The sequence below is a fragment of the Kitasatospora cystarginea genome, from assembly GCF_039533515.1.
Taxonomy (GTDB): Bacteria; Actinomycetota; Actinomycetes; order Streptomycetales; family Streptomycetaceae; genus Kitasatospora; species Kitasatospora cystarginea.
In genome coordinates, this window is record NZ_BAAATR010000002.1 from 373,461 (window position 1) to 398,814 (window position 25,354).

Here is a 25,354-nt window from a genome sequence, read left to right on the forward strand (position 1 = left end):
GTCACGCCCAGCTGGAGTGCAGCGGCTTGCCCTCGGCGTAGCCGGCCGCGCTCTGGACGCCCACGATCGCCTTCTCGCGGAACTCCTCCAGGCTGTTGGCACCCGCGTAGGTGCAGGCGCTGCGCACACCCGCGACGATCGAGTCGATCAGGTCCTCGACACCAGGACGGACCGGGTCGACGAACATCCGCGAGTGCGAGATGCCCTCCTCGAACAGGCCCTTGCGGGCGCGGTCGTACACCGACTCGCCCGAGGTCCGGTTGGTCACGGCGCGTGCGGAGGCCATACCGAAGCTCTCCTTGTACTGGCGGCCGTCGGCGGCGGTCTGCAGGTCACCCGGGGACTCCAGGGTGCCGGCGAACCAGGAACCGATCATCACATTGGACGCACCGGCGGCCAGCGCCATGGCGACGTCGCGCGGATGGCGGACACCGCCGTCGGCCCAGACGTGCTTGCCGAGCTTGCGGGCCTCGGCGGCGCACTCCAGGACGGCGGAGAACTGCGGGCGGCCGACACCGGTCATCATCCGGGTGGTGCACATCGCGCCGGGGCCGACACCGACCTTGAGGATGTCCGCACCGGCCTCGACCAGGTCACGGACACCGGCGGCGGAGACCACGTTGCCCGCCACGACCGGGATCTCCGGGTCGAGCGCGCGCACCGCGCGCAGCGCGTTGATCATCGTCTCCTGGTGGCCGTGCGCGGTGTCCACCACCAGCACGTCCGCACCGGCGTCGATCAGCGCCTTCGCCTTGCCGGCCACATCGCCGTTGATGCCGACGGTCGCGGCGATCCGCAGCCTGCCCGCGGTGTCCACGGCCGGGGTGTAGAGGGTGGCGCGCAGCGCACCCTTGCGGGTCAGGATGCCGACCAGCTTCCCCTCGGCGTCGACGACCGGCGCCAGCTTGCGGTGCCCCTCGTTCAGCTTGTCGAACGCGGCGCGCGGGTCGATGCCCTCGTCCAGCAGCAGCAGGTCGCGGGACATCACCTCGGACAGGCTGGTGAACCGGTCCACACCCTGGCAGTCACCCTCGGTCACCACGCCGACCGGCTTGCCGTCCTCGACCACGACCAGCGCGTTGTGCGCACGCTTGGGCAGCAGGGACAGCGCGTCCGCGACGGTGTGACCGGGGGCCAGGGTGAGTGCGGTGTCGTGCACCAGGTGGCGCTGCTTGACCCAGCCGATCACCTCGGCGATCACCTCGGTCGGAATGTCCTGCGGGATGGCCACCAGACCACCACGGCGGGCCACGGTCTCGGCCATCCGGCGACCGGCGATCGCGGTCATGTTGGCGACGACGAGCGGGATCGTGGTCCCCGTCCCGTCGTTCGAGGAGAGGTCGACACCCTGCCGGGAGCCCACGGCGGAACGGCTGGGGACCATGAAGACGTCGTCGTACGTGAGGTCGTACGCGGGCTTGAGGTCGTTCAGGAAGCGCATGAAAAGGGCTCTCTGGCTGGGAGAAATTACACCTCGGGTGCGGCTGCGGATGTCCCGCGAGGGCGCACTCGGGCGCCCCGCACCCAACCGTCGAGTTTCACTCATACCCTGCTCGAAAGCCAGTTCACGAGTGAACGTTGAAGATCCACACAGCTGCCGCCGACCGGGCGGCCAGCCGACTTTGTAGGAAAATCCAAATGGCGCCCTGACTGCCGATGGTGCAGTTCCCGCCAGATCCCAGCCACGACGCACCCCGCCTGCCACGGCACCCGGACCCCGGCCCCACCGAATCAGGACAGCGCCCAGGCAGCTCAACTCGCAGACCGGCGTACCCGCGGCCACCAGCACCCCTCCTGCCCTGCAGACAGCCGTCCCCGGTGAGCTCGATCATGGCCGAAAGCGCACCCCCATCACTCTCAGGCCGGATCAACACTCTGGTGGCACGGCTGCGCAGCGGTGCACTGCCGTGGGACCGGAAGGCCGACGCCCCGCCGGTCCAGTTCGGCCTGATCACAGGCGGGGCCGGGACCGCCGGCTCGTCGGCGCAGGACGCGGACGGAACCGGGAAGGGCACGGCGAGCCGATGAACCCGCGACGCGTCACACGGCCCTGGTTAGCAATCTCCGCTCTCTGCACCGGTCTGTTCATGATCCTGCTCGACAACACGATCGTGAACATCGCGGTCCCTAGCATGATGTCCGACCTGGGGACGGGTCTCGACCAGATCCTGTGGATCGTCAACGGCTACACCCTGGCCTACGCCGTACCACTCATCCTGGCCGGGCGCCTGGGAGACCGCTTCGGACGCAAACGGTTGTACGTCGTCGGGCTGGTGGTCTTCACGCTCGCCTCCGCCCTCTGCGGCCTGTCCGACACCGGCGGCGAGCTGATCGCGGCCCGCGCGGCGCAGGGCGTCGGTGGCGCGCTGATGACCCCCCAGACGCTGGCCTTCATCACGGTTCTGTTCCCGCCGGAGAAGCGGGGTGCGGCGTTCGGGGCGTGGAGCGGGGTCGCCGGGGTGTCGACCATCGCCGGTCCGCTGCTCGGTGGACTGATCGTGGAGAAGCTCAGCTGGGAGTGGATCTTCTTCGTCAATGTCCCTGTCGGTGTCATCGGGCTGGTGCTCGCCCTGCTCGTGGTGCCCGAGTCCCGCAACGCGAGTACCCAGCGGCTCGATCCCCTGGGCATCGTGCTGGTCAGCACCGGGCTGTTCGCCGTCATCTACGCACTCCAGGAAGGCAGCCACTACGACTGGGGCGTGATCGCGGGTCCGCTGTCCGTACCGGTCCTGCTGGTGGCCGGCGTCGTGCTGGTCGCTGCGTTCCTGCTGGTGCAGCAGCGGTCCCCGGAGCCGATGGTGCCGCTCACACTGTCCGCCGACCGGAACTTCTCGATCGCCAACGTGGTCGCCACGGCAGTGGGTTTCGGCATGGTTGCACTGCTGCCCGTGACGCTCTTCCTGCAGGACGTGTTGGGCCTGAGTGCCCTGGAATGCGGTCTGGTAACCGCCCCCGCATCGGTGTGCGCAGCGATGATCGCACCCTTCGCCGGGTTCAGAGCTGACCGAACGGGCGGCAAATACCTGCTCGTCACGGGCCTGTTGGCCTTCTGCGCCGGGATCGGCGGCAGTGCGCTGCTCGCCGCGCCGAACATGCGCGTGTGGCTGATCGTGCCAGCGGTGATCGTCCTGGGTGTTGCCATGGGGCTGCTGTTCTCCACGATGACCACCGTGGCCCTGCGCGATGTCCGACCGGAGCTGTCCGGCGCCGCCTCCGCGGTGTTCAACACCACACGGCAACTCGGCCAGGCGCTGGGCACCGCCGCCGTGGGCGCGCTGTTGCAGGCGGCACTTCGCACCTCGACCCACCGGGAAGCCGCCACCGCCGCAGAAAGCCTGCCCGTGTCGGTACGCGAGCAGTTCGTCGACAGCTTCACGGCCGTCAGCGCCGACAGCCCGGCCCGCACGGTCGACGCCCCCGCCGGACTGCCGACGTCGCTCTCGGCGCAGTGGCACCAACTGGGCGTGGGGGTGTTCGGCCACGGCTTCGTCACTGCCATGCGTTGGACCCTGCTACTGCCCATCGCGCTGCTGCTGATCGCTGCCGCCTGCAGCTTCGGCCTCCGCCGCACCCGGAAGGCATCCCGGACCGTTTCCCCCGACACCGCACGGCTGACCGAGACCAGCCATCGGCCCGCTGAGTAGATCGCGACTCCGAGGGGTGGTGCTTCGGCACCGGGCGACGACCCCGTGGCGACGATCCGCACAGCCGCCGAGCATGCCACCGGCACGAACGTCACCGGTCCTCCGCGGCAGACGAGTTCTGCGGGGTCTGATCGCTCGCGCCCGCCAACAGAACGATCAGCGGTGCGGCTGGATCCCGTTCGGCACCAACACCGATTGCCGCTCCGGCCCGGGCGCCCCGAGGTGGGCGGTCAGCGCGGAGTCCCCGCGACCATCCGGCCGCGGGGACCCTCACTGATCTGACGTAGCGTCAGGACTTCGTGCTCTGGCCGGTGTTGCCGCCGGCCGTGACGGCCGTGCCGACCTGGACGTCGGAGGCCTTCAGGTAGGCGATCCGGTGGTTGTAGCGGATCGGGTAGTAGGTGTCGTTGCCCACCACCAGAGTCCAGTCGTTCGGCGCGCTGTTGTCGATGGTGTGCGAGTAGAAGAAGTCCGACTGCACCGGTGCGTCACTGCCGGCGACGTAGGACTGACCCGCCGGCACGGTGGCGGTCAGCGGCACCACGGACTGCGGGGCGATCCCCGGGTACGGCGTGTACGCGGCGGCCTCGGGGTAGTTGCGACCGTACACCGGGATCGAGGCCAGGCCCGGCTTGGCGGTCAGCACGGTCCGGCCCGGCCGGTTGTCGGCACCGCCGGTCTGCCCGGACGGGTTGTAGAACCAGGCCTTCTGGCCGTCGTACCAGATGGCGGTCCAGTCGCCCTGGAGATCCGCGACGACGTAGCTGGTGCCGTACACGGCCTTGTCGTGCCAGTCGGAGGCCTGGGTGGTACCGGCGTTGATCAGCGGGGCGTTCGGGTCCGGCTGGGTACGCAGGTAGACGAAGTTCTCCGGCCGGTCGGCCGTTCCGGTCACCGGGGGCTGGTTGGTGGCGTCGAACGCGGGCGAGACGGTGACCACGCCGCCGACCGTGAGCGGACCGCCGAGGTTCGCGCAGACGGGGGCACCCAGCAGGTCCATGTAGTGCGACCAGTCCCAGAAGGTGCCCGGGTCCCAGTGCATACCGGCGACGTACGACTGGATCGGGCCGGGCACGTCGTCGTGGCCGATGATGTGCTCGCGGTCCAGCGGGATGTCATAGCGGGCGGCCAGGTAGCGCGTCAGGGCGGCTGAGGACTGGTAGAGCTGCTCCGAGTACCAGGTCGGGCGGTCGGTGGGGAGGGCGTATCCCTCGTGCTCGATCCCGATGCTGTGCATGTTGAGGGACTTGTTCCCGGCGTGCCAGGCGATGTCCTTGGTGTGCACCAGCTGGGTGACGTGCCCGTCCGAGGACCGGACGATGTAGTGCGCACTGTCCTGGTTGGCCGGGTTCTGGAAGAGCCCGATGGACGCGTCGAAGCCGCCCTCGGTGTCGTGGATGACGATGTACTGGATCTTGTCGCCGTCGTCCGGGCGGTTCGCCTTGCTGTAGTTGCCGAACGAGGTGAGGTCGCTCGGGTTGGTCAGCGCGTAGGCGGCCGGCTTGAAGTCGCAGTCGAGCCCGGAGGGGCACTCGGGGGTGGTGTCGTCCGCGGCCGGGGCCGCGGCGGCCCGCACCGCGGCGGCCGGGCGGTCCGCCTTGAGCGGGGCCGGGCGGTCCGCCTTGAGCGAGGGGGTCGCGGCGAGGACGACCGACTGGCCGTCGGCGGTGTGCCGGGAGACGCCCGTGCGGATCGTGCCGAACACGCGGTCGGCGAAGGCGTCGACGCTCGCCGCGTCGCCGGCCTGGCTGAACCTGGCCACCGCCTGGTACCAGGCGCCGGGGTCGGCGGAGGCCGGCTTCCCGGCCTCCTTCTGGTACTTCGCCAGCAGGGCCGCGCCGCCGCGTACGCTCTGGGCCGCATCCCGCTTGAGGTCCTCGGCCGGGCGGTGGATCAGCTTGGCGGCCGCGTCCAGGGTGTGCAGTGCCGGACCGTCCTGGACCTTGGGTCGCGCCGTCGCACCCTTGGCCGGCTTCGGCTCCGCGCCGTCACCCCGGCCGTCGGTCTCGGGGCCCGGGCCCTTGGCGAGCGCGGCGTTGACGGCGGCCGCGTCGACCTCGGTCAGGCCCATCACGTTGTAGTTGCCGGTGGTGCTGGGCGCGCCCTGGTGGGAGTCCCAGCGGGTCTGCTGGTACGAGACGGCCAGCAGCACGCCGACCGGAACGTGGAACTCGGCGGCCGCGGAGTCGAACTGGCGCTGCAGTGTGTCCTCGGCCGGCGTGGCGCCGAATGCCGGGACGGCGCCGGCGGTCATACCCGTGACCAGCGCCAGGCCGGTCGCGGAGGCGGCGACGGCGGTGGTGAGGCGCGGCAGGCCCCGCGTGGCTCGGTGGGCGTGCCGAATTGGGGATATCAACGGAGTCCGCTGTCCCTTTCATGATGGAATCGGTGAGAACCGCCCTCATCGCCGGACCTGGACCGCCCGGGTGAGCAGGGCGGCCGAGCCCGGGTCCGACCAGGGCGGTGCAGACGTTAACACCTGATCAGCCGTCAGCGCTCATCGCTTTGTGGTTGAACGGCACGTCAGGCACCGTGCGGGCAGCACGGATCCCACTCCGCCACAGCCGGGCCGGCCCGGGTGCGGGGCCGGCCTCCGCTCCGGCCGTCGTGCCGCCTCCGGGCCGGCATCGGCCTGCCGATGGCCCGCCAATGGCCCGGTCCGTCGCCGCTCCATCGCCGACCCGTCTCGGGCCCCCGTTACGCTCTGGGCGACACCACGCCGCCGAGCGGCGGCGACACTGACGGGGGTTTGGATGCGCTACCTCATACGCGACCGCATGTTCGCCTTCCACGAAGAGGCGTGGATCGAGACCGAGCACCGGGAGAAGCTCTACAAGGTCAACCGGCGGTTCCTGCGGCTGCGCACCACCTTCGACTTCGTGGACACCCACGGGGAGAAGGTGGCGAGCATCACCAAGAAGGCCTTCACCCTGCACCACACCATCCTGGTCAAGCAGGACGGCGCGGTGGTCGCCCGGATCAGCAAGCGGGCCTTCCGGATCTTCAGCGACCGGTTCAAGGTCCGGCTGCGGGACGGCCGGCGGCTGCGGATAGTCGGCAACCTGTGGGACCACGAGTTCGACATCCAGCACCGTGGCACCACCCTGGCGCACATCTCCCGGCGCTGGTTCACCATCCGGGACGCCTATGCCGTCGATGTGCTGAGCCCCGAGGACAGCACCCTGCTGGTCGTCCTGGCGGTGTGCGTGGACCACATCATCCAGGACCGCAAGGGGGAGCAGCTCACCAACCTCTGACGCCGGTGGCGGCTCCTTGACCGACACCCCCAGACCCGGCTCGCTGCCTCCGGAGCCCCACCGGTGTCGCGCCGTTTCCCCTGTTCAACCGGCCTTTGGCAAGAGAGGTCAAAGACCTGCCCAAGAGATCGGAGCGCCGGAACCGGCTCGGCCCGGTCCACGTCCGTTGAGGCGGGGAGCGGCGGATCGACCGTGGCGCGAGGCCATCGCGGCCCCGGCACACCGAGGCCGGACGGGGTCACCCGTCCCGGCGAACCATCTGGAGGAGGGTCGTCACCATGGCGGAGCAGCGCGCGGAGCAGCCGGGCGATCAAAGCGGGCTGTCCCGGCGACGGCTGATCAGGCTGACGGCTGCCGGCGCGGCGGTCTTCGGGGCGGGCGGCGCGCTGACCGCCTGCAGCAGTTCGTCCGGCAACGTCGCCTCGGCGCCGCCACCGCCGTCGGACAGCCCCTCCGACGGTTTCTCCCCGGCCGCTGCGACCGAGCCCCCGAACATCTCCAACCTGCCGAACCCCTCGTCCTCGCCGGTGCCGGTACGCACCAAACCGGTCTTCAAGGTGCACGACCTGCTGCCGAGCGCTCCGTCGAACGCGGTCGCGCTGACCCTCGACGACGGTCCGAGCCGGATGTACACCCCGGAGGTCCTGCAGCTGCTGCGCAAGTACGACGTCCGGGCGACGTTCTCGGTGGTCGGCATCGAGGCCCACGCCGACAAGGACCTCATCCGACGGATCGTCGCGGACGGGCACACCATCGCCAACCACACGATGACCCATCCCCAGCCGTTCTCCCGGCGCAGCGCGGCTCAGATCCAGCAGCAGATCGCCGACACCCAGTCCGTCATCGTGGACGCCGGGGCTCCCGAGCCGAAGCTCTTCCGCTCCCCCGGTGGCGACTGGTCCGCCGACGTGTTCGCCGCGGTCGCCAAGTACGGGATGACGCCGATCGACTGGGACGTGGACCCGAAGGACTGGGCCCGCCCCGGCACCAAGACGATCACCGAGAAGTTGCTGGCCGCCAAGCCGGGCGACATACTGCTCTGCCACGACGGCGGCGGCAACCGCTCGCAGACCGTCGACGCGCTGCGCACCGTACTGCCCGCCCTCAAGGCCAAGGGCTACACCTTCGTCACCCTCTGACGGTCCACCGTCCGTCCCCCGGTCGGCGCCGCTCTGGTTGCGGACCGGGGCCGGATCGGCTCGCCTGGTTCTGGGTGCCCATGGCCTCCGGGCAACCGGCGGAGCGGACGAGGAGCGGCAATGCTCAAGGGTTTCAAGAGCTTCCTGATGCGCGGTGACGTCGTCGTCGTGTCGGTGGGGCTGATCGTCGCGCTGGCGTTCAGCACCCTGATCAAGGCGTTCACGGACAGCGTCATCAACCCGCTCATCACCCGGGCCCAGGGCGGCCATTCGACCGCGCTGGGCTGGCAGTTGGGCGCGCCCGGGAACAAGGCGACCTACGTCGACATCGGCGCGTTCATCTCCGCCGTGATCTACTTCGTCATCTTCATGGCAGTGGTCTACTTCCTGATCGTCATCCCGTACCGGGCCTTCCAGCGCCACCGGGGAATCACCGTCTTCGGTGCACCCGTACCGGCCAAGACCTGTCCCGCCTGTCTCGCCGACGACATCCCGGCGGCCGCCTCCAAGTGCCGCTACTGCCGTACCGAGCAGCCCCCGGCGTCCAACCGGACCACCTCCTGACGCCGGCGGGCACCTGTCCGGGGGCGCTGCGCCGAGCGGCGGACACGTCCGGCGGCGGGAACCGCGGCCACTTCCGACGCGAAATCGTCCGATTACCGACTCTTCGCTCACGACCGGCATGCCGTAGGTTCGGGCCGCCGACAACATCCGGCCCCACCGAAGGCTCCAACTCGCCCGGGGTGAACCGAAGATGAGGTATCGCATGCCCATGTCTCGACGTAGTGCGGCCGCAAGGGTGCTGGCCGCGGCCGGGCTCACACTGTCCCTGTTCGGAGTGGGCGCCTCGCCGGCCGCCGCACAGGCCAGGCCACACTCCCTGGACAACGCCTGGGCCTGTTCGCTCCCGAACGGATACACCTACGACCAGGTGCAGAGCCTGATCGGCGCCTGCGGCGCGTCCGGCTTCGCCATCCGCTACCACCTGCGGGTTCCGGCCGACGGACTGTGGGCGTGCGAGGTGCCGCCGGGGTTCACCTACGACCAGGCCCAGCGCCTCATCGGCATCTGCAGCACGTTCGGTTTCGCCTACCGCTACCACCTGCGCGGCTGACCGGCGGCGGCTCCGCCTCCACCCGCCCCGGGGCGGAGCCTCCTGCCGCCCGCCGCGGGAGCACCGGACGGCTCACCCGGCCCCCGCACCGTACCGGCGCCGGTACGCCAGGGGCGTGAGCCCGGTGCCGCGACGCATCACCACCCGCAGATTGGCGGCGGTACCGAGCCCGCTGCGCCGCGCCACCGTCTCCAGGCGCGACTCGCCCCGCTCGATCAGGCGGCAGGCCAGGGTGAGCCGCTCCCCCGTCAGCCACGCCAGCGGTGTGGTGCCCAGTTGCGCGCGGAAGCGGCGGTGCAGCGTCGCCGGACTGACCGAGGCACGTGCCGCCAGTTCGGCCACGGTGAGCGGTGAGTCCAGCCGCTCCTGGGCCCAGGCCAGCACCGGGGCCAGGGACTCGTCCGGCAGGTCGGGCACCGGGCGTTCCACGAACTGCCGCTGCCCGCCGTCCCGGTGGGCGGCGAACACCAGCCGCCGGCTCACCGAGTTGGCGACCTCCGCGCCGTGGTCCCGGCGGACGATGTGCAGCCCGAGGTCGAGGGCGGCCGCGCTCCCCGCGGCGGTGAGGATGTCGCCGTCGTCCACGAACAGGACGTCCGCCTCCAGCCGGACGGCCGGGAAGCGGGCCCGGAAGGCATCCGCCCACTGCCAGTGCGCGGCGGCCCTGCGCCCGTCCAGAACCCCGGCCTCGGCCAGCGTGAAAGCACCGCTGCAGAAGCCGACCAGGCGCGCGCCGCGCTGATGCGCCCGCCGCACGGCATCGAGCACGGCCGGCCGGCGCGACACCTCGACATCGGGGCGGTTGGGGACGATCAGGGTGTCCGCGGAGTCGGCCGCGGCGAGGTCGGCGACCCCGGTGAGGGTGAAGAAGCCGTCCCGCATCCGCGTGCGCGGCTCGGCCGAGCAGAGCCGGAAGTCGTAGAGCTCTCGGCCGAGTTCGGGCCTGCGCAGGCCGAACACCTCGGTCGCGCAGCCGAGTTCGAAGGGGTTCGAGTTCTCGTCCACGATCACGACGACCCGGTGCGGGCCCGGCGCGCGGAGCCCGTGCGAGGATCCTTTCGACATGTGCGATTCCTAGCACTCACGCCAGCCGCGCGGGGCGGGCCAGGATTCCCCCATGAGCGACGAACCCATCGACCGCAAGGAACCCATCGACCTCGGCAGGGCCCTGGCCTCCTTCGACGCCCTGTGGAGCCCCCGCATCGTCACCCGTGTCAACGACTACGACGTCCGCGTCGCCAAGGTTCGGGGCGAACACCTCTGGCACGTCCACGAGGACACCGACGAATTCTTCCTGGTGCTCGACGGGGAGTTGGACATCGCTCTGCGCGAGCCCGCCGGCGAGCGCACGGTCCGGCTTCCCCGGGGCGCGGTCTTCACCGTCCCCCGGGGTACGGAGCACAGGCCGTCCGCTCCCGGCGGCGCCGCGATCCTGCTCTTCGAGCCCACCGGGACACCGACGGTCGGCGACCGGCACGACGAGATCCCCGACCACGTCGACGCGACGACCGGACACCCGCTCGGCTCCTGAGGGGCGATCAGGCGCACCCGGCCACCGCCCGCGCCACGCCGAAGGACGGCCACGACGGGCCCGGGAGCGACGGGAGTTGCGGGGGCAGCACCCGGGCCGCCGCCCCGCCAAACCGGCGGACCGCCCGTTACTGACCGGAGAGCAGCGGGAGCACCTGGCGGCAGAGCGCGTCCAGGGCGACCCGCTGCTCGTCGTCCAGGCTGGCGAAGGCGGCGCGGGCGCGGCTCATGTCCTCGCGGATCTGGCCCAGCACCTCGCGCCCCTGCTCGGTGATCGCGACGATCTTCACCCGCCGGTCGGCGACCGCCGCCTCGCGCTGCGCCAGCCCCAGCGCCTCCAGCCGGTCCACGATCCCGGTGACGTTGGAGGCGTCACAGCCGAGCCGGCCGGCCAGCGCCCGCATCGGCACCGGCTCCTGCACCGACTTCAGCGCCTTGGCCTGCGAGGAGTTGAGGCCGTGGCGCGCGGCGGCGGCCGCGAAGTCCTGGAAGTAGGCGGTGCCTACGGCAGCCACCACCTCCATCAGGTCGGCGGTGGTCGGTACGGTGCTGGTCGCTGTGGAGCCCATGGTGGTCAGGGTACGCACACTTGCTTCAGTTACTCCAGCTTTGACCAGCATAAGCGACTCTCCGTAATCAAACCGTTCCCTGGCGCATCCGGTCGGGCCCCCGGTCAGGGCGATCGCCCTCAGAGCACCAGCTGCTCGAACAGCCGCCGCAGCTCCGCCTCCGGATCCGCGGTCAGCCCGGTGTGCACCGGCCCCGGCTGGACGATCGCACTGCGCGGCGCGGTCAGCCACCGGAACCGCTGCCCGGGGTTGTCCTCCGCGGCCGGACCGGCCTTCGGTCCGCCCTCGCAGACGGCCTCGATGCCACGCAGCGCCCGCCGGACCCCGGCCACGTCCGCGACCGGGTCCAGCGCGAGCAGCCGCCCCTGGTCGAGGTGGGTGCGGGCGCCCAGGTGCGCGGTGTGACGGCAGTAGAGCAGCACGCCGATGTTGACGCACTCGCCGCGCTCCACCCGCGGCACGGCGCGGATCACCGCGTACTCGTAGTCGTGCAGCTCCACGCCCACGCCCCGCTCCCTGTCACTCGTCCCGTTCAGCATGATCCGGCCTCCTCCGCGCCGGGCAGGGTCGGCAGCCAGCCCCGCGGTCCGGCCAGCCGGGCGGTCAGCCGCTCCTGGTAGGCGTCCCGGACGGCCTGGGCGTCGGCGAAGCCGGGCTCGTCCGTCAGCCACTCCTCCGGGATCGACGCGACGGCCGCCGGCAGCGCCTTCTCGGCGAGTGCCGCCAGTTCCTCGTCGACGGCCTTCAGGTCCCCGGCGGAGCGCAGCAGGGCGTGGTCCGAGGCGTCGTACGGCTTGCCGGGCCAGGCGGCCGAGCCCGCCCAGTGGTGCTGGAAGATCAGGCTGGCACCGTGGTCGATGAGCCGCAGGCCGCCGGTGGCCATCAGCAGGTTGGGGTTGCGCCAGGAGCGGTCCACATTGCCGATCAGGGCGTCGAACCAGAGCACCCGTGCGGCCAGGTCCGGGTCCACCTCGAAGCAGAGCGGGTCGAAGTTGAGCGCGCCGCTGACGAAGGCCATTCCGAGGTTGACGCCGCCGCTGGCGCGCATCTGGTCCTGGATCTGCGGCTCGGGCTCGCTGCGGGCCAGCACCGGGTCCAGGTCGATCCGTACCAGCTCGGGCACCGGCAACCCGAGGCGCCGGCCCAGTTCGCCGGCCAGTACCTCGGCGATCAGCGCCTTCCGTCCCTGGGCCGCGCCGGACCACTTGAGCACGTAGAGCCGATGGTCATCGGCCTCGACCAGGCCCGGCATCGAGCCGCCTTCTCGCAGTGGCGTCACATAGCGGACCGCCGTCACCTCGGAGAGCATCCCGCCAGCCTACCGACCGTCAGCCGTCCTCCGCCCGCCGCCGGGCCCCGCACCGCGGCCGCGGCGGTTTCCCGCACGTACGGGGTCCTGCGCGAGCCCGGGTGGCCCCTCGCCACCCCACGACGCTTCCCTCTGCCGGGCCCTCTGCGGTGGCAGGCACCAAATGACCGTGCGACCGTGGCGAACAGTTGTCAGAGTTGTCCTGATACCGCTCGGACCCGGCAGGCAGGGGATGGACGATGGAGCGACCTCGGATCCTGATAGTCGGCGGCGGTTTCGCCGGTCTTGAGTGCGCACGCCGCCTGGAACACAAGCTGGCGGCCTCGGAGGCGGAGATCTCCCTGGTCACGCCGTTCAGCTACCAGCTCTACCTGCCACTGCTGCCGCACGTTGCAGCCGGGGTGCTCACCCCCCAGTCGGTCGCCGTCTCGCTGCGCCGGAGCCTGCACCGCACCCACATCATCCCCGGCGGCGTGATCGGGGTGGACCCGGCCGCCAAGGTGTGCGTGATCCGGAAGATCACCGACGAGGTGATCGCGCTCAGGTACAACTACCTGGTCCTGGCGCCCGGCAGCATCACCCGGTCCTTCGACATCCCCGGACTGACGGCCTACGCGCGCGGGATGAAGACCCTCGCCGAGGCCGCCTACATCCGCGACCACGTGATCGCCCAGCTCGACCTCGCCTCGACCACCCTGGACCAGCGCGAACGGGAGTCCCGGCTGCAGTTCGTGGTGGTCGGCGGCGGCTACGCGGGCACCGAGACGGCCGCCTGCCTCCAGCGTCTGACCACCGCCGCGACCAGGCGCTACCCCCGGCTGGATCCTGCGATGATCAAGTGGCATCTGATCGACATCGCCCCGAAACTGATGCCCGAGCTGGGCGACAAGCTGGGCAACACCGCACTTCAGATCCTGCGGGCACGCGGGATCGAGGTCTCGCTCGGCGTCTCGGTGGCCGAAGTCGGCGCGGAGACGGTGAAGTTCACCGACGGACGGGTGCTGCCCTGTCGCACCCTGATCTGGACCGCCGGGGTCGCCGCCAGCCCGCTGATCGGGACCCTGGACGCCGACACGGTACGAGGCCGGATCGCGGTCACCGCCGAGATGCGGGTGCCGCAGTTCGACTCCGTGTTCGCGCTCGGTGACGCCGCCGCCGTGCCGGACCTGTCCAAGGGCGACGGCGCGGTCTGTCCTCCCACCGCCCAGCACTCCGCCCGCCAGGGCCGCCGGGTGGCCGACAACCTGGTCGCCGCGCTGCACAACGAGCCGCTGCAGCCCTACTACCACAAGGACCTCGGCCTGGTGGTCGACCTCGGTGGCAAGGACGCGGTCTCCAAGCCGATCGGTGTCGAACTCAAGGGCGTACCGGCCCAGTTGGTGGCCCGCGGCTACCACATCATGGCGATGCGCACCAACGTGGCCAAGTTCCGGGTCGGCGCCAACTGGTTGCTGAACGCCACCGCGGGCGACGACTTCGTCCGGACCGGCTTCCTGGCCCGCCAACCCGCCCGGCTGCGCGACTTCGAGTACACCGACGCGTACCTGTCCAGGGAGCAGGTCCGTCAGCACGCCCAGTCGCTGCTGGCCAAGGGCTGACCACCAGCCGGCACCGCCCGAGGACAGCCATCCGTACGAGTGAAACCGGCGCACCGGCCTGACACCGACGCTCCCGCGCTGACCTGCGCGGGAGCGCCGACACGCGGACGGAGTGCCTGGGCGGCCGCGGCCTGCCGGGCCACTAGCGTCCTGCGGCATGCGATCTGCCCCGTTGCCCCGCCGCCGCACCGTGCTCGGCGCCGCCGCCATGGCCACCACGAGCGCCGCTCTCCCCCACCCCGCCCGCGCGGCCGCCGCGACCGGAGCGGACCGGGTGCCCGCAGCCCACGCCGCCGCCGGTCTGCCGTCCGACGCCGCGGTCGCCCGGCAGATCCGCGCCGAGTACCTGCACAGCTGGGAGGGCTACAAGTTGGCGGCCTGGGGCTACGACGAGGTCCGGCCACTCTCCGGCGGACGGAACGACTTCTTCGCCCGGGGGCACACCTTCGGCCTGTCCATCGTCGAGGCGCTGGACACCCTGTGGCTGATGGAGCAGGACCAGGAGGTGGAACTGGCCGCCGACTGGATCGAGGCGCACTTCGACCCGGCCGTCGACGCCGAAGTGCAGGTCTTCGAGGCGGTGATCCGGCTCGTCGGCGGCCTGCTGGCGGGCCATCTGTGCACCGGGCGGCCCGCTCTGCTGGCGCGCTGCCGGGAGCTGGCCGACCGACTGCTGCCCGCCTTCACCCGCTCCCCCTCCCAACTCCCCTACCGCTACGTCAATCTGCGCACCGGAGCGGTCTCCGGCTCGGTCAGCCCGCTGGCCGAGGTCGGCACCAACCTGGTGGAGTTCGGCATGCTGAGCCGGCTCACCGGCGACGACCGCTACTGGAGCGCGGCCAAGAAGGCCGCCCGCGCGGTGGTCGCCCGGCGCTCCTCGCTGGGCCTCCTCGGCACCGCACTGGACGTCGAGTCGGGCCGCTGGACGGACACCCACGCGATCGAGCCGAACCCACCGGTGGACTCCTTCTACGAGTACCTCTGGGCCGGCGGCGAGCTCTTCGACGACGCCGAGCTGCGCGGCTGGTACCGGGTGCTGACCAACGCCGTGCTCAAGTACCAGGCAGACCGGAGGGACGGCCGACTCTGGTTCCGCCAGGTGGACTTCAGCACGGGCAAGACCACCGGCCACGACCAGTCCGAGCTCGCCTCGTTCTATGCCGGCCTCCTCGGCAAGGGCGGCGACCTGGACGCCGGCCAGGCCTACTACCGCTCCTGGACCGCCCTGCTGGACCAGTACGGGCTGCTGCCCGAGCAGGTGGACTACGCCGCCGGCCAGGTCCGCAGTGGCCGCAACGACCTGCGGCCCGAGTACGCCAACTCCGCCTTCGACCTCTGGCGGCTGACCGGCGCGGACGAGTACCGGCAGACCGCCTACCGCTACTTCCGGGCGGTACGGACCGAACAGCGGGTGTCGGGCGGCTACACGGTCGCCGAGGACGTCACCGCCTCGCCGGTGCGCCTCGGCGACCTGACGCCCGGGTACTGGTTCGCGGAGAACCTCAAGTACCTCTATCTGATGTTCGCGGCGGCGCCGCGCTTCGACTACCGCACCGGCCTGCTGTCGACCGAGGGGAAGCTGGTACGCGGCGCCGTTCGCTCCTGAACCCCTGCCGTTACCTGGCGGTCAGGTACATCCCGGAGGCGTCCTGCCCCGGGGTGTTGTCGCAGGCGAAGTCGCCGCTCGGCCGCGCGTAGAGCAGGGCGAGGCAGCGGCCCAGGGCGAGCTGGCCGTAGTAGTTCGGGTGCATCGACTCCTGGGTGGCTCCCTGCGGGGTGCTCAGTCCGGCGTCCACGAAGCGGGCCCACTCGCTGGTGGTCGCGGAGGGCGGGTTGTCCGGCGTGGCCAGGCTGTCGGACTTCGAGCAGACCTCCCGGCCCTGCAGGGTGTCGCGCAGGTCCAGGAACTGCACGCCCTTGCTCGCGGCGACCTGGGCCAGCGCATCGGAGACCTGGCCGGTCATCGAGTCCCTGGCCCAATCGGCGTCGGTGTCCCAGAACGGGCAGCCGCCGGTGTTCGCCCGGGTCCAGCCGCTCTCGGGGTAGCGCATCTCGCTGCTGCGCGGGATCGGCGACGGGTACGACTGCAGCACCAGCCGGTAGTCGCCGTCGGCGTAGCCGGCCGCCCGCATCACGGCCCGGATCTCGTCGATCGACTTGCCCACGCCCGCCATCGCGTCCGGCATCGCCGAGTCGACGGCGGCCTGCTCGTCGTCGCGGCAGGAGGAGCCCCAGATCATGTAGTCCGCCGCGCAGGACGTGATCACGTCGGCGAAGCCGAGGTCGTTGCCGCCGATCGAGAGGGTGATCAGCTTGACGTTGTTCTTGGCGGCGACGGCGGCCAGCTGGTCGGCCTGCGGCGCCTCGCCCAGATGCGACTGGCCGCCGTCGGCCGCTCGGAAGACGTTCGCGGTGGTGGCGCCGGAGCAGGCGAGGTTGATCTGGTTCTGGGCGATCCGCGCGGTGCGGATCTCGGCGCTGTCGGAGCGGTCGCAGCCGCTCGCGAAGGTGCTGCCGTAGACCCGGGTGGCGTCGTAGCCGCTGCCGGTCCAGGCCCGATCGGTGCCGTCCCGGCTGCCGCCGGTGCTGTCGCTGCTGCCCCGCCAGCGACCGGCTTCGCCGGAGATGTAACTGTCCCCCATCGAGACACTCACGGTGGGGCCGGTGGCAGCCTCGGCCGGGGTGGCCAGGCCCAGCAGCGGCACGGCGAGGGCCGCTGCGGACAGCACGGTGGCCAGTCGTCTGGTGGTGCGGGAACGTTCGGTCGTACAGAGAGAGTTGGGCACGGCGGAACTCCTGCGGAAGGCCTCCCGTACGTGGGGACGGGAGGCGCTGACGTGAGGGTGTACCGCCGGCCGGGGGCGCCCAAAATGTGGCATGCCCACGGTTGTTACCGCTAGGTATCTGAAGCGACTTTCTTCTGACTGTCAGACATACATACCTATCGGACAGCAAACTCCGATGATCGGACGTCTTGTTGACGCATTGTCAGTCCAATTGGAGACGGCTCACGTCGCAGCCGACTCAGGTCGACCGCGACCGCCCGCCCGACGAGTGCAGGACGCCCGCCAGGTCGGCTGCCAGCCTCGGCGCCCGAGCCTCCTCCAGGCCCGCGATGGTGATCCGGATCCCGGGCGGGGACTGCATCCGGAACCGCGCGCCGGGCGCGACCACCCAACCCGACTGCACCAGAGCCGCGACCACCCCGGGCTCATCCGGCACCGGCACCCAGACATTGAGCCCGCTCGCACCGTGCGCCTCGATCCCGTGCGCCGCCAACGCGGCCAGCAGCGCCTCGCGGCGGGCCCGGTACACCGCGGCCACCGTCCCGGCCGGCGCGGCGTCGGCGCGCCACAGCTCGGCCACGGTGCGCTGGAGCAGCAGGCTGACCCAGCCCGCGTCCAGCCGCTGGCGCCCCAGCACCAGGTCGATCGTCTCCGGATCGCCGATGGCCAGCGCGATCCGCAGATCGGGGCCGTACGCCTTGCTGGCCGAACGCACCACGGCCCAGTGGGCGGCGGTGCCGCCGACCAGCGGCCGATAGGGCAGGTCGACCATGCCGTGGCCGTGGTCGTCCTCGATCAGCAGCGCGCCCGGGTACCCGGCCAGCACGGCCCGCAGGTCAGCGGCCCGCCGCTCGGTGAGTGCGGCCCCGGTCGGGTTCTGCGCCCGGACGGTGAGGATCACCGCCCGGGCGCCCGCGGCCAGCGCCGCGGCGAGCGAGTCGGGCAGCGGCCCCTCGTCATCCAGCCGTACGGACACGGGCCGCAGCCCGAGCGCGGGCAGCAGGTCGAGCAGGCTCCCCCAGCCCGGATCCTCAGTGGCGACCAGGTCACCGGGGCGCAGCCGACTGGTGAGAATGCGTTCGATCGCGTCCAGCGAGCCGGAACAGACGGCGAGTCGGCCGCCTGGGACGCCGTCGGCGCGGAACGCCGCGCCGGCCAGGTCGAGCAGCCCGGGGTCGGCGGTGGGATGGCCGTACAGGACGGGGTCGCGGTCGCCCTGGGCGGCCGCGACGGCGACCGCCGGCGCGAGGGCAGGGAGCAGCGCGGTGTCGGGGTTGCCGCTTGACAGGTCGGTGGCGCCGGGTGGGACGGGGATGTGGATCTGGTCGCGCGGGGTGGTGACGGGCCTGGGTCGGACCCGGCTGCCCTTGCGTCCGGCGGTCTCGATCACGCCCCGGTCGCGCAGCAGCCGGTAGGCGGCGGCGACGGTATTGGGGTTCACGCCCAGTTCGCCGGCCAGGTCGCGCAGTGGCGGCAGGGTGGCCCCCGGCGCCAACTCACCGGCGCCGACCGCGCGTTCGATGTCAGCCGCGATGTCACTGGCACGGCGACCTTTGATCCGATAGTCTCCTAGCACAAAAACAATTATGCACTAATACATAGGGGGATGTCCATGTCGGACAGCACGACCGCCGCCACGGCTACCACGCACGTGTCCGCCGCCACGGACGCCACGCAGTCGACTGACGCCGCGTACACCCGCAACGAGCGCACCACGCCGACCCGCTACCGCGACCGGGCCACCTGGGAGCGGGAGGCCATCCACGCGATCCTGGACAGCTCGTACCTCTGCCACCTGGGCTTCGTGGCGGACGGCGCCCCGGTGGTACTGCCGACCGTCTACGCCCGGGTCGGCGACCGGCTCTACGTGCACGGCTCGACGGGCAGCCGTCCGATGCGCGGCGCCGGGGCCGACGAGGGGCTCCCGGTCTGCGTCACGGTGACCCAGGTGGACGGCCTGGTGCTGACCAAGTCCGCGTTCAACCACTCGGTCAACTTCCGCTCGGTGGTGGCCCACGGCATCGCCCATCAGGTGACGGACCCCGAGGAGCTGGCGATCGCCCTGGACGCGCTGGTGGACCAGGTGGTGCCGGGCCGCTCGGGCGACGTCCGCCGGGCGAACGCCAAGGAGCTGGCCGCGACGGCTGTGGTACGCCTGGTCCTGGACGAGGTCTCGGCCAAGACCCGCGACGACGGCGCCAACGACGACGAGGCGGACCTGGACCTGCCGCACTGGTCCGGCGTCGTCCCGGTGCGCACGGCGTACGGCACCCCGGTGCCGCACTCCCCGGCCACCGGGCCGCTGCCCGGCTACCTGCGCGACCTCGGCTGACCGGCACGGCGCAGCGGCTGCCCGGCCCGGGGGTGACGGGGGTTCGGGCGGTTCACCCTGAGAGTCGCACAGCGCGCCGTCGGTGTGCCCGGCTGCTGAAATGAGCGGTGGAGCTGTTCCATCCGGCCGCGCGGGCGGACCGCCGAACCCCGGGAGCCCGTCCTGTCCAGTACCACTCCCACCCACCACAGCGACCAGGCCCATCTGGGCTACGTCGTCTTCATCTCGGCGGCGGCCGCGATGGGCGGATTCCTGTTCGGGTACGACAGCGCGGTCATCAACGGTGCGGTGACGGGCATCCAGAAGCACTTCAGGGTGGGCAACGGCGAGACCGCCTTCGTGGTGGCCGTCGCGCTGCTCGGCTCGGCGGTCGGCGCGGTGATCGCCGGCCGGCTGGCCGACCGTCTCGGCCGGGTCAGGACGATGCTGCTGGCCGCCTTCCTGTTCGCGGTCAGCGGGGTCGGCTCGATGTTCCCGCCCTCGATCGAACTGCTGGGCTTCTGGCGGGTGGTCGGCGGCATCGCGATCGGCATCGCCTCGGTCATCGCACCCACCTACATCGCCGAGGTCGCCCCGACCGCGTACCGGGGACGACTGGCCTCCTTCCAGCAGTTGGCCATCGTGCTCGGCATCACCGTTTCCCAACTGGCCAACTGGGCCCTGAACCAGGCCGCCGGCGGCGAGTCCACCGGGCACCTGGGCGGGATCCAGGCCTGGCAGTGGATGCTCGGTGTGGAGGCCATCCCGGCACTGGTGTACGGCTTGATGGCGCTGGCCATCCCCGAGTCCCCGCGCTATCTGATCGCCGACCGCCGGGAGGACAAGGCCCGCGCGGTGCTGCTGGAGGTGGAGGGCCCGGGCGTCGACCTGGACGCCCGGGTGGCGGAGATCCGCGCGGTCCTGGCATCCGTGCACAAGCCCCGGCCGAAGGACCTGACGGGCGGCCGGTTCGGCCTGCTGCCGATCGTCTGGGTCGGCATCGGCGCCTCGGTGTTCCAGCAGTTCGTCGGCATCAACGTGATCTTCTACTACTCGTCGTTCCTGTGGCAGTCGGTCGGCATCGACGAGAGCAACTCACTGCTGATCAGCCTCTCCACCTCGATCGTCAACGTGCTCGGCACCGTGATCGCGATGGCGCTGGTGGACCGGATCGGCCGCAAGCCGCTGGCGCTGGCCGGTTCGACGGGCATGGCGCTCTCGCTCGCCACCGCGGCCTGGGCCTTCTCCCACCGGGTCGGGAAGGGCTCCACCGCGACTCTCGAAAGCTCCTACGCCACAACGGCGTTGGCCGCCGCCCACGTCTTCGTGCTGTGCTTCGCCTTCTCCTGGGGCGTGGTGGTCTGGGTGCTGCTCGGCGAGATGTTCCCCAACCGGATCCGGGCGCTGGCCCTGTCGGTCGCCGCCTCGGCCCAGTGGCTCGCCAACTGGGCCATCACCGTGACCTTCCCGACCCTCTCCGACTGGAACCTGTCTGCGACGTACGTCATCTACGCCTGCTTCGCGCTGCTCTCCATCCCCTTCGTGGCCTACTGCATCAGGGAGACCAAGGGCCGTCCCCTGGAGGAGATGGGCTGACCCCGGGCCGGCCGGACGGCCCGCCGCTCACCCGATCGGCCCGGGCCGGGTACCTGGCCAAGCCCCACCCCTGCATTGCATCATGCTGCCCGGGCCCAACCAGCGCCCGCTGCCCGCCGCTCACGCGGCCCACCCGACGGAGTCCAGGCCATGGGCGGTTCCCGCCAGAACGTCACCTTCCCCAGCAACGGGCGGACGGCACACGGGTATCTCGCCCTGCCACCCCGGGGAGTCGGGCCCGGACTGGTGGTGGTCCAGGAGTGGTGGGGGCTGACCTCCCAACTGGCCGATACCGTGGACCGGTTCGCCGCCGAAGGCTTCGTCGCCCTGGCCCCGGACCTGTACGGTGGCGAGACCACCCACGACAAGGACGAGGCCGCCCGGCTGCTGCGGCAGCTGCCGGTCGAGCAGGCCGTCCGCGACCTGCGCGGCGCGGTGGACTTCCTGCTGGAGCACCCGCAGGCGGTCGGCGACTCGATCGGCGCGGTCGGCTTCTGCATGGGCGGCGGCTTCGCCCTGGTACTGGCCGCGCAGGAGGGCGACCGGATCGCGGCCGTGGTGCCGTTCTACGGCCTGCCGAAGGACCCGGACTACGACTACCGGGGCCTGACCGCCCATGTGCTCGGGCACTACGGCGAGCGGGACCGCTCGATCCCGGTGGCCGCCGTGGACGAGGCGGCGATCCGGATCGGCGAGGCCACCGACCGCCGGCCGGAGATCCACTTCTACCCTGCCGGCCACGCCTTCATGAACGAGGAGAACCTGCTGGGCACCTATGACGCCCTCCAGGCCCGGATCGCCTGGCAGCGCACGCTCAGCTTCCTCTGGGGCCACCTCGGATAGCGCCCGGGGCACCGGTCCCTCCGGAGCCGTCTCTGGTACTCCCGCGCGTCCGGGGCCTAGTCCCGCTGAAGCCGTCTCGGGAAGCACCCTCGGCCGGGGCACCGGCAATCCGACGAGTACCGCCGGACCGCGGCCCGCGCGCTCCGGAGCCGCCTCGGGCTCGTTCCGGCCCCTCCCGACCGGCCCATCCTGGCGCACGAACTCCGCGAGGGCCGGCGGGAGTTCACCGGGCACCGCTGACCGCAGGTCATGGTGCTGCGGTTCTCGGTCGTGCTGATCCTCACCACCGCGGTCGGGGGCGTGTGCGTCCCGGCCACGCGTCCCGCCCCGGAGGCGGCCACCGCCGGCTGATCGTCCGGCGTCGGAAACCGGGACCGGACCCCGTTCGTCCCCTTGGATGAGACTGTCGCCACTCCGGGGGGAGCCCAGTGTCCGAACCTCTGCTGTTCCTGGACGTGGACGGAGTGCTCAATCCCGTCTGCCCGTACCCCGACGCGGGCTTCGACACCCACGACCTGCTCGGCTACACCGTCCTGCTGTCCAGGACCCACGGCGAGTGGCTGCGCGAACTCGCCGGGAGCTACCAGCTCTGCTGGGCGACCACCTGGGAGGAGCAGGCCAACATCCACATCTCGCCACTGCTCGGCCTCCCCCGACTGCCGGTGGTGCGCTTCTCGGACTACGTCCCGCAGCCGGACGACCCGCGGGTGCCGCTGATGGACATCTTCCGGGCCTTCAAGTGGGCACCGCTGCTGCGCTTCGCGGACGGACGGCCGTTCGCCTGGGTGGACGACCTGATCCCGCGCCGGCTGGTCCGCAACTCCCTGCTGCGACGGGACCGGCTGCTGCTGCCCGTCGACCCGGGCCAGGGCCTCCAGCGCCACCACGTGGACCGGCTGCTGCGGCGCCCGCCGGCCGCCCGACGGTACCGCTGAGCCGTCCCGAACCCCCGCCGCCGTCCGCCTTGGAACGACGGCGTGGAACGATCCCCTCCGGAGTTCATCGCGGTCGGATTCGCTCCGACTCCGAGCTGATCGGAGCCGGAGCGAATCGGCTCCCCGGGGGGTCAAGCCCGGAGCCGCTCCCGGTCCGACGTGCTCCGCACCGGGATCACTCCGGATCAGAACTACTCCGCGCCGGAGGTGCTCCACCCCTGAAGTACTCCGCCTCAGAGCCGGTTGTGCTCCAATCGCAGGCACTCGGCGTCCAGCGGGCCGAACGCCGGCACCTGGTGCCCCCTAGCCAGGGAGGCCCCGGACGGCACCCCGGCCCACGCGAGCAGCTTCGCCGTCGCCGCCGCCGACTCGTCCGCCTTCAGCCCCGCGATCTTCGAACCGTGGTTGCCACCGGCCACCGTGTAGACGTAGCTGTCCCAGCTGCCCCGCCCGAGCTCGAACCGCTCGGCGCCCCAGGGATCGTTCTCCCCGTACACGAAGATGACCCGCCGCGCGAAGTGTCGCACCCAGTGGTCGATGTCGGGCATCGCCCACGGGTTGAAGCGCATCGGGATCGAGCGCGCCACATAGCTGCGCGGCGCGTACAGCTCCCTCGGGTCGTAGTGCAGCACACCCTTCAGGTACGAGACGTCGAAGTTCGGCGAGCCGAGTTCGGTGCCGGCCTGGTAGTAGTACGCGGTGAACCGGGCCAACGCGCCGTCGGAGTTCGCGGCCACGCCCGAGTGGGTGTCGAACCAGGCGTAGAGCTGGTCGTCGGTGGCGTTCACCGCCGGCACGGTGGCGCAGTCGGCCTCGGTGCCGTACTGCCAGAAGCCCCAGACCACGTCCAGCACCGAGGCCTCGAAGGCCCGGTCGGCGCTGCCCATCACCGTGAAGGTGTTGCCCTTGGCCGCGTTGTCGGCGGCGTAGCGCGGTTCCAGTGTGCCCCGCCGGACCAGCAGTTCGCGCTGCGCCACCCGCAGCGCCGCCCGGCACTCGGGGCTGCCGACCTGCCGGAAGAACTCGGTGTAGGCGTCGTCGTCGCGGTCGTCCACCTCGTTGGGCGCGACGTACGCGACCGTGCCGTCCACGTCGTCCGGGTAGAAGCGGCGGTGGTAGACGGAGGACATCCCGCCCTTGCTGGCCCCGGTGGAGATCCACTTCTGGCCGTAGATCCGCTTCAGGGCGGTGATGATCGCGTGCGCGTCGGCCGCGCCCTGCCGGATCCCGGCCTTGCTCCAGTCGGTGGGCACCGGACGGGACGGGGTGAAGTACCGGTACTCGATGGAGACCTGGTTGCCGTCGAGCAACCGGCTCGGCTCGGTGCGGGACGGCTCGGCGCCCAGGGTGTACCCGTTGGTGTAGAAGACGGTCGGCCGGTCCTCACCCCGGTGCAGCACGCTGAACCGCTGCTGGAAGGTACCGAGCCACGGTTTGAAGTGGTCGATCGGCTGGGTGTAGGTCAGCAGGAAGTAGCGGTAGCCGGGGACGGGCTTCTCCTCGGTGACGGTCACCGAGGGAATCGCGGCCAGCCGGTCCCGGATGTCGGCGTCGATTACCGTGGCGGCACCGACGGAGGTGCGGGTCTGAGCGGCGGCCGACACCACCGGCCCGAGGCCCAGTGCCGGTATGAGCAGGGCTGCGGGCAGCAGCCCGCGAAGCGGATTGCGCATCAACTCTCCATGCCTGGTGGGTCGTCGAAGGGATCACACGGTCCCGGTCGGGCCCCACCACGCTGGCGTGAGCATGGCGCATTGTCAACAACAGGTAAAGCAAAGGGCTCTCACGGCCGAACTCCCCCCTTCGGCCGCCCCCGACCGGGTGTCACGCCGTGGGCAGCCAGCTCACGTGCCCGGCCAGCAGCGCGTACCCGACGAAGGCGACGGTGTCGATCAGCGCGTGCGCCACCACCAGCGGCATCACCCGGCCCCAGCGCCGGTACAGCAGGCAGAAGACCACGCCCATCACCGTGTTGCCGATCAGCCCGCCGAGGCCCTGGTAGAGGTGGTAGGAGCCGCGCAGCACCGCACTGGCCGCGATCATCGCGGGCAGCCCCCAGTCGAGCCGGCCCAGCCGGCGCAGAAGGTACCCGACGACGATCACCTCCTCCAGGATGGCGTTCTGCCAGGCGGAGGCCACCAGCACGGGGATCCGCCACCAGACGTCCGGCAGCCCGGACGGCGCGACCGTCAGATTGGCCCCGACCGCCTGCGAACCGAGGTAGAGCAGCAGTCCGGAACCGCCGATCGCGGCGGCAACGGCCGCGCCACGTCCGAGGTCGCCGAGCTTGTGGCGGAGGTCGAAGCCCAGCTGCCGCAGCGAGCTTCCCTCCCGGACCAGCAGATAGCCGACCAGCGCGACCGGCATCAGCCCGCGCAGGACGTAGTACACCTGCCAGACCAGGTCGAGCCACGGCCGGCCGGGAGCGTGTGAACCGTTGAGCATCGCGACCTGGTGGCCGAGCGCGATCGGCTGGGTGAGCGACCCGAGGAAGCTGATCAACGCGCTGACCCCGCTGGCGCCGAGCGAGAGACCGAGCACGATCAGCAGCTCGACCACCAGCAGTCGGCGGGACGGCGCGGCGGTCCCGGGTTCGGGCTCGGTCGAAACGGTGGTCACCAGGGCTCTCCAGCACGCAGCTTCGGCCCGACGACCGGTCCTGCCGCCGGGCCGATCATCCTCCCATACCAACCTCTGAACACCGGGCTGCTGGCCGGGGACGC

At 71.3% G+C, this 25,354-nt stretch carries 22 protein-coding genes; 12 read left to right on the forward strand and 10 right to left on the reverse strand.

Translation table 11 applies throughout. The annotated features are described in order from the left end of the window. Position 1 precedes the first annotated feature (1 nt). Positions 2–1,441, reverse strand: a complete 1,440-nt coding sequence (locus ABD369_RS03605; protein ID WP_344634706.1) for a GuaB1 family IMP dehydrogenase-related protein — start codon at positions 1,439–1,441, stop codon at positions 2–4. A 583-nt stretch (positions 1,442–2,024) separates the two neighbouring features. Between ABD369_RS03605 and ABD369_RS03610 the strand changes: the two genes are divergently transcribed. Further along, the gene (locus ABD369_RS03610; RefSeq protein WP_344634707.1) at positions 2,025–3,644 is read left to right on the forward strand and encodes an MFS transporter; all 1,620 of its coding nucleotides are present in this window, start codon (positions 2,025–2,027) and stop codon (positions 3,642–3,644) included. A gap of 289 nt (positions 3,645–3,933) precedes the next feature. Here the strand turns inward: ABD369_RS03610 and ABD369_RS03615 are convergent, their stop codons facing one another. After that, positions 3,934–6,000, reverse strand: a complete 2,067-nt coding sequence (locus ABD369_RS03615; protein ID WP_344634708.1) for an N-acetylmuramoyl-L-alanine amidase — start codon at positions 5,998–6,000, stop codon at positions 3,934–3,936. Between the two features lie 397 nt (positions 6,001–6,397). On the opposite strand from ABD369_RS03615, the gene ABD369_RS03620 reads away from it, so the two are divergent. The 4 genes from ABD369_RS03620 (at position 6,398) to ABD369_RS03635 (ending at position 9,154) form a co-directional block, all read left to right on the forward strand. After that, complete coding sequence (locus ABD369_RS03620; protein ID WP_344634709.1) at positions 6,398–6,901, forward strand: LURP-one-related/scramblase family protein; 504 nt, start codon at positions 6,398–6,400, stop codon at positions 6,899–6,901. A 278-nt stretch (positions 6,902–7,179) separates the two neighbouring features. Next, positions 7,180–8,040 carry a polysaccharide deacetylase family protein gene (locus ABD369_RS03625; RefSeq protein ID WP_344634710.1) on the forward strand — a complete coding sequence of 287 codons (861 nt, stop codon included), beginning with the start codon at positions 7,180–7,182 and terminating at the stop codon, positions 8,038–8,040. A 120-nt stretch (positions 8,041–8,160) separates the two neighbouring features. Next, entirely contained in the window at positions 8,161–8,604 is a 444-nt protein-coding gene (locus ABD369_RS03630) for a large conductance mechanosensitive channel protein MscL (protein WP_344634711.1), read from the forward strand. A gap of 208 nt (positions 8,605–8,812) precedes the next feature. Next, positions 8,813–9,154 (forward strand): hypothetical protein, encoded by a 342-nt coding sequence (locus ABD369_RS03635; RefSeq protein WP_344634712.1) that lies wholly within the window; start codon positions 8,813–8,815, stop codon positions 9,152–9,154. A gap of 72 nt (positions 9,155–9,226) precedes the next feature. Here ABD369_RS03635 and ABD369_RS03640 read toward each other — a convergent pair whose 3' ends face one another. Next, positions 9,227–10,219, reverse strand: coding sequence for a GlxA family transcriptional regulator (locus tag ABD369_RS03640; protein ID WP_344634713.1), 993 nt, complete (start codon positions 10,217–10,219; stop codon positions 9,227–9,229). A 52-nt stretch (positions 10,220–10,271) separates the two neighbouring features. Here ABD369_RS03640 and ABD369_RS03645 point away from each other — a divergent pair, with 52 nt between their 5' ends. Further along, positions 10,272–10,685 (forward strand): cupin domain-containing protein, encoded by a 414-nt coding sequence (locus tag ABD369_RS03645; protein ID WP_344634714.1) that lies wholly within the window; start codon positions 10,272–10,274, stop codon positions 10,683–10,685. A gap of 127 nt (positions 10,686–10,812) precedes the next feature. On the opposite strand, the gene ABD369_RS03650 is transcribed toward ABD369_RS03645, so the two are convergent. The 3 genes from ABD369_RS03650 to ABD369_RS03660 all read right to left on the reverse strand — a co-directional run bounded on the left by ABD369_RS03650 (position 10,813) and on the right by ABD369_RS03660 (position 12,562). Further along, on the reverse strand, positions 10,813–11,253 hold the full coding sequence (locus ABD369_RS03650) for a MarR family winged helix-turn-helix transcriptional regulator (RefSeq protein ID WP_344634715.1): 441 nt from the start codon (positions 11,251–11,253) through the stop codon (positions 10,813–10,815). A 119-nt stretch (positions 11,254–11,372) separates the two neighbouring features. Continuing rightward, a complete protein-coding gene (locus ABD369_RS03655) occupies positions 11,373–11,792 on the reverse strand; it encodes a DUF3037 domain-containing protein (protein WP_344634716.1) in 420 nt (139 codons plus the stop codon). After that, complete coding sequence (locus tag ABD369_RS03660; RefSeq protein WP_344634717.1) at positions 11,786–12,562, reverse strand: HipA family kinase; 777 nt, start codon at positions 12,560–12,562, stop codon at positions 11,786–11,788. Before ABD369_RS03660 ends, ABD369_RS03655 begins: the two co-directional genes overlap by 7 nt. 239 nt (positions 12,563–12,801) lie before the next feature. Here ABD369_RS03660 and ABD369_RS03665 point away from each other — a divergent pair, with 239 nt between their 5' ends. Together ABD369_RS03665 and ABD369_RS03670 are read left to right on the forward strand one after the other, a co-directional pair. After that, positions 12,802–14,160, forward strand: a complete 1,359-nt coding sequence (locus tag ABD369_RS03665; RefSeq protein WP_344634718.1) for an NAD(P)/FAD-dependent oxidoreductase — start codon at positions 12,802–12,804, stop codon at positions 14,158–14,160. A 157-nt stretch (positions 14,161–14,317) separates the two neighbouring features. After that, positions 14,318–15,766 carry a glycoside hydrolase family 47 protein gene (locus tag ABD369_RS03670; protein ID WP_344634719.1) on the forward strand — a complete coding sequence of 483 codons (1,449 nt, stop codon included), beginning with the start codon at positions 14,318–14,320 and terminating at the stop codon, positions 15,764–15,766. 10 nt (positions 15,767–15,776) lie between these two features. On the opposite strand, the gene ABD369_RS03675 is transcribed toward ABD369_RS03670, so the two are convergent. After that, positions 15,777–16,946: a GDSL-type esterase/lipase family protein gene (locus ABD369_RS03675; protein ID WP_344634720.1), complete on the reverse strand. Its 1,170-nt coding sequence runs from the start codon at positions 16,944–16,946 to the stop codon at positions 15,777–15,779. A gap of 238 nt (positions 16,947–17,184) precedes the next feature. Further along, entirely contained in the window at positions 17,185–18,522 is a 1,338-nt protein-coding gene (locus ABD369_RS03680) for an aminotransferase class I/II-fold pyridoxal phosphate-dependent enzyme (RefSeq protein ID WP_344634721.1), read from the reverse strand. 36 nt (positions 18,523–18,558) lie between these two features. Between ABD369_RS03680 and ABD369_RS03685 the strand changes: the two genes are divergently transcribed. The 4 genes from ABD369_RS03685 to ABD369_RS03700 all read left to right on the forward strand — a co-directional run bounded on the left by ABD369_RS03685 (position 18,559) and on the right by ABD369_RS03700 (position 22,631). Further along, positions 18,559–19,278: a pyridoxamine 5'-phosphate oxidase family protein gene (locus tag ABD369_RS03685; RefSeq protein ID WP_344634722.1), complete on the forward strand. Its 720-nt coding sequence runs from the start codon at positions 18,559–18,561 to the stop codon at positions 19,276–19,278. Positions 19,279–19,440: 162 nt separating this feature from the next. After that, positions 19,441–20,853: a sugar porter family MFS transporter gene (locus ABD369_RS03690; RefSeq protein WP_344634757.1), complete on the forward strand. Its 1,413-nt coding sequence runs from the start codon at positions 19,441–19,443 to the stop codon at positions 20,851–20,853. A 150-nt stretch (positions 20,854–21,003) separates the two neighbouring features. Further along, a complete protein-coding gene (locus tag ABD369_RS03695; protein WP_344634723.1) occupies positions 21,004–21,696 on the forward strand; it encodes a dienelactone hydrolase family protein in 693 nt (230 codons plus the stop codon). Between the two features lie 428 nt (positions 21,697–22,124). After that, complete coding sequence (locus ABD369_RS03700; RefSeq protein WP_344634724.1) at positions 22,125–22,631, forward strand: HAD domain-containing protein; 507 nt, start codon at positions 22,125–22,127, stop codon at positions 22,629–22,631. Between the two features lie 233 nt (positions 22,632–22,864). On the opposite strand, the gene ABD369_RS03705 is transcribed toward ABD369_RS03700, so the two are convergent. Both ABD369_RS03705 and ABD369_RS03710 read right to left on the reverse strand, forming a co-directional pair. Further along, positions 22,865–24,304 (reverse strand): S28 family serine protease, encoded by a 1,440-nt coding sequence (locus tag ABD369_RS03705; RefSeq protein ID WP_344634725.1) that lies wholly within the window; start codon positions 24,302–24,304, stop codon positions 22,865–22,867. 151 nt (positions 24,305–24,455) lie between these two features. Beyond that, complete coding sequence (locus ABD369_RS03710) at positions 24,456–25,250, reverse strand: CPBP family intramembrane glutamic endopeptidase (RefSeq protein ID WP_344634726.1); 795 nt, start codon at positions 25,248–25,250, stop codon at positions 24,456–24,458. Positions 25,251–25,354 lie beyond the last annotated feature (104 nt).

Coding starts and splice junctions, on each gene's coding strand:
- ABD369_RS03605 (WP_344634706.1), bottom strand. CDS start 1,441: ATGCGCTTCCTGAACGACCTCAAGCCCGCGTACGACCTCACGTACGAC.
- ABD369_RS03610 (WP_344634707.1), top strand. CDS start 2,025: ATGAACCCGCGACGCGTCACACGGCCCTGGTTAGCAATCTCCGCTCTC.
- ABD369_RS03620 (WP_344634709.1), top strand. CDS start 6,398: ATGCGCTACCTCATACGCGACCGCATGTTCGCCTTCCACGAAGAGGCG.
- ABD369_RS03625 (WP_344634710.1), top strand. CDS start 7,180: ATGGCGGAGCAGCGCGCGGAGCAGCCGGGCGATCAAAGCGGGCTGTCC.
- ABD369_RS03630 (WP_344634711.1), top strand. CDS start 8,161: ATGCTCAAGGGTTTCAAGAGCTTCCTGATGCGCGGTGACGTCGTCGTC.
- ABD369_RS03635 (WP_344634712.1), top strand. CDS start 8,813: ATGTCTCGACGTAGTGCGGCCGCAAGGGTGCTGGCCGCGGCCGGGCTC.
- ABD369_RS03640 (WP_344634713.1), bottom strand. CDS start 10,219: ATGTCGAAAGGATCCTCGCACGGGCTCCGCGCGCCGGGCCCGCACCGG.
- ABD369_RS03645 (WP_344634714.1), top strand. CDS start 10,272: ATGAGCGACGAACCCATCGACCGCAAGGAACCCATCGACCTCGGCAGG.
- ABD369_RS03650 (WP_344634715.1), bottom strand. CDS start 11,253: ATGGGCTCCACAGCGACCAGCACCGTACCGACCACCGCCGACCTGATG.
- ABD369_RS03655 (WP_344634716.1), bottom strand. CDS start 11,792: ATGCTGAACGGGACGAGTGACAGGGAGCGGGGCGTGGGCGTGGAGCTG.
- ABD369_RS03660 (WP_344634717.1), bottom strand. CDS start 12,562: ATGCTCTCCGAGGTGACGGCGGTCCGCTATGTGACGCCACTGCGAGAA.
- ABD369_RS03665 (WP_344634718.1), top strand. CDS start 12,802: ATGGAGCGACCTCGGATCCTGATAGTCGGCGGCGGTTTCGCCGGTCTT.
- ABD369_RS03670 (WP_344634719.1), top strand. CDS start 14,318: ATGCGATCTGCCCCGTTGCCCCGCCGCCGCACCGTGCTCGGCGCCGCC.
- ABD369_RS03685 (WP_344634722.1), top strand. CDS start 18,559: ATGTCGGACAGCACGACCGCCGCCACGGCTACCACGCACGTGTCCGCC.
- ABD369_RS03695 (WP_344634723.1), top strand. CDS start 21,004: ATGGGCGGTTCCCGCCAGAACGTCACCTTCCCCAGCAACGGGCGGACG.
- ABD369_RS03705 (WP_344634725.1), bottom strand. CDS start 24,304: ATGCGCAATCCGCTTCGCGGGCTGCTGCCCGCAGCCCTGCTCATACCG.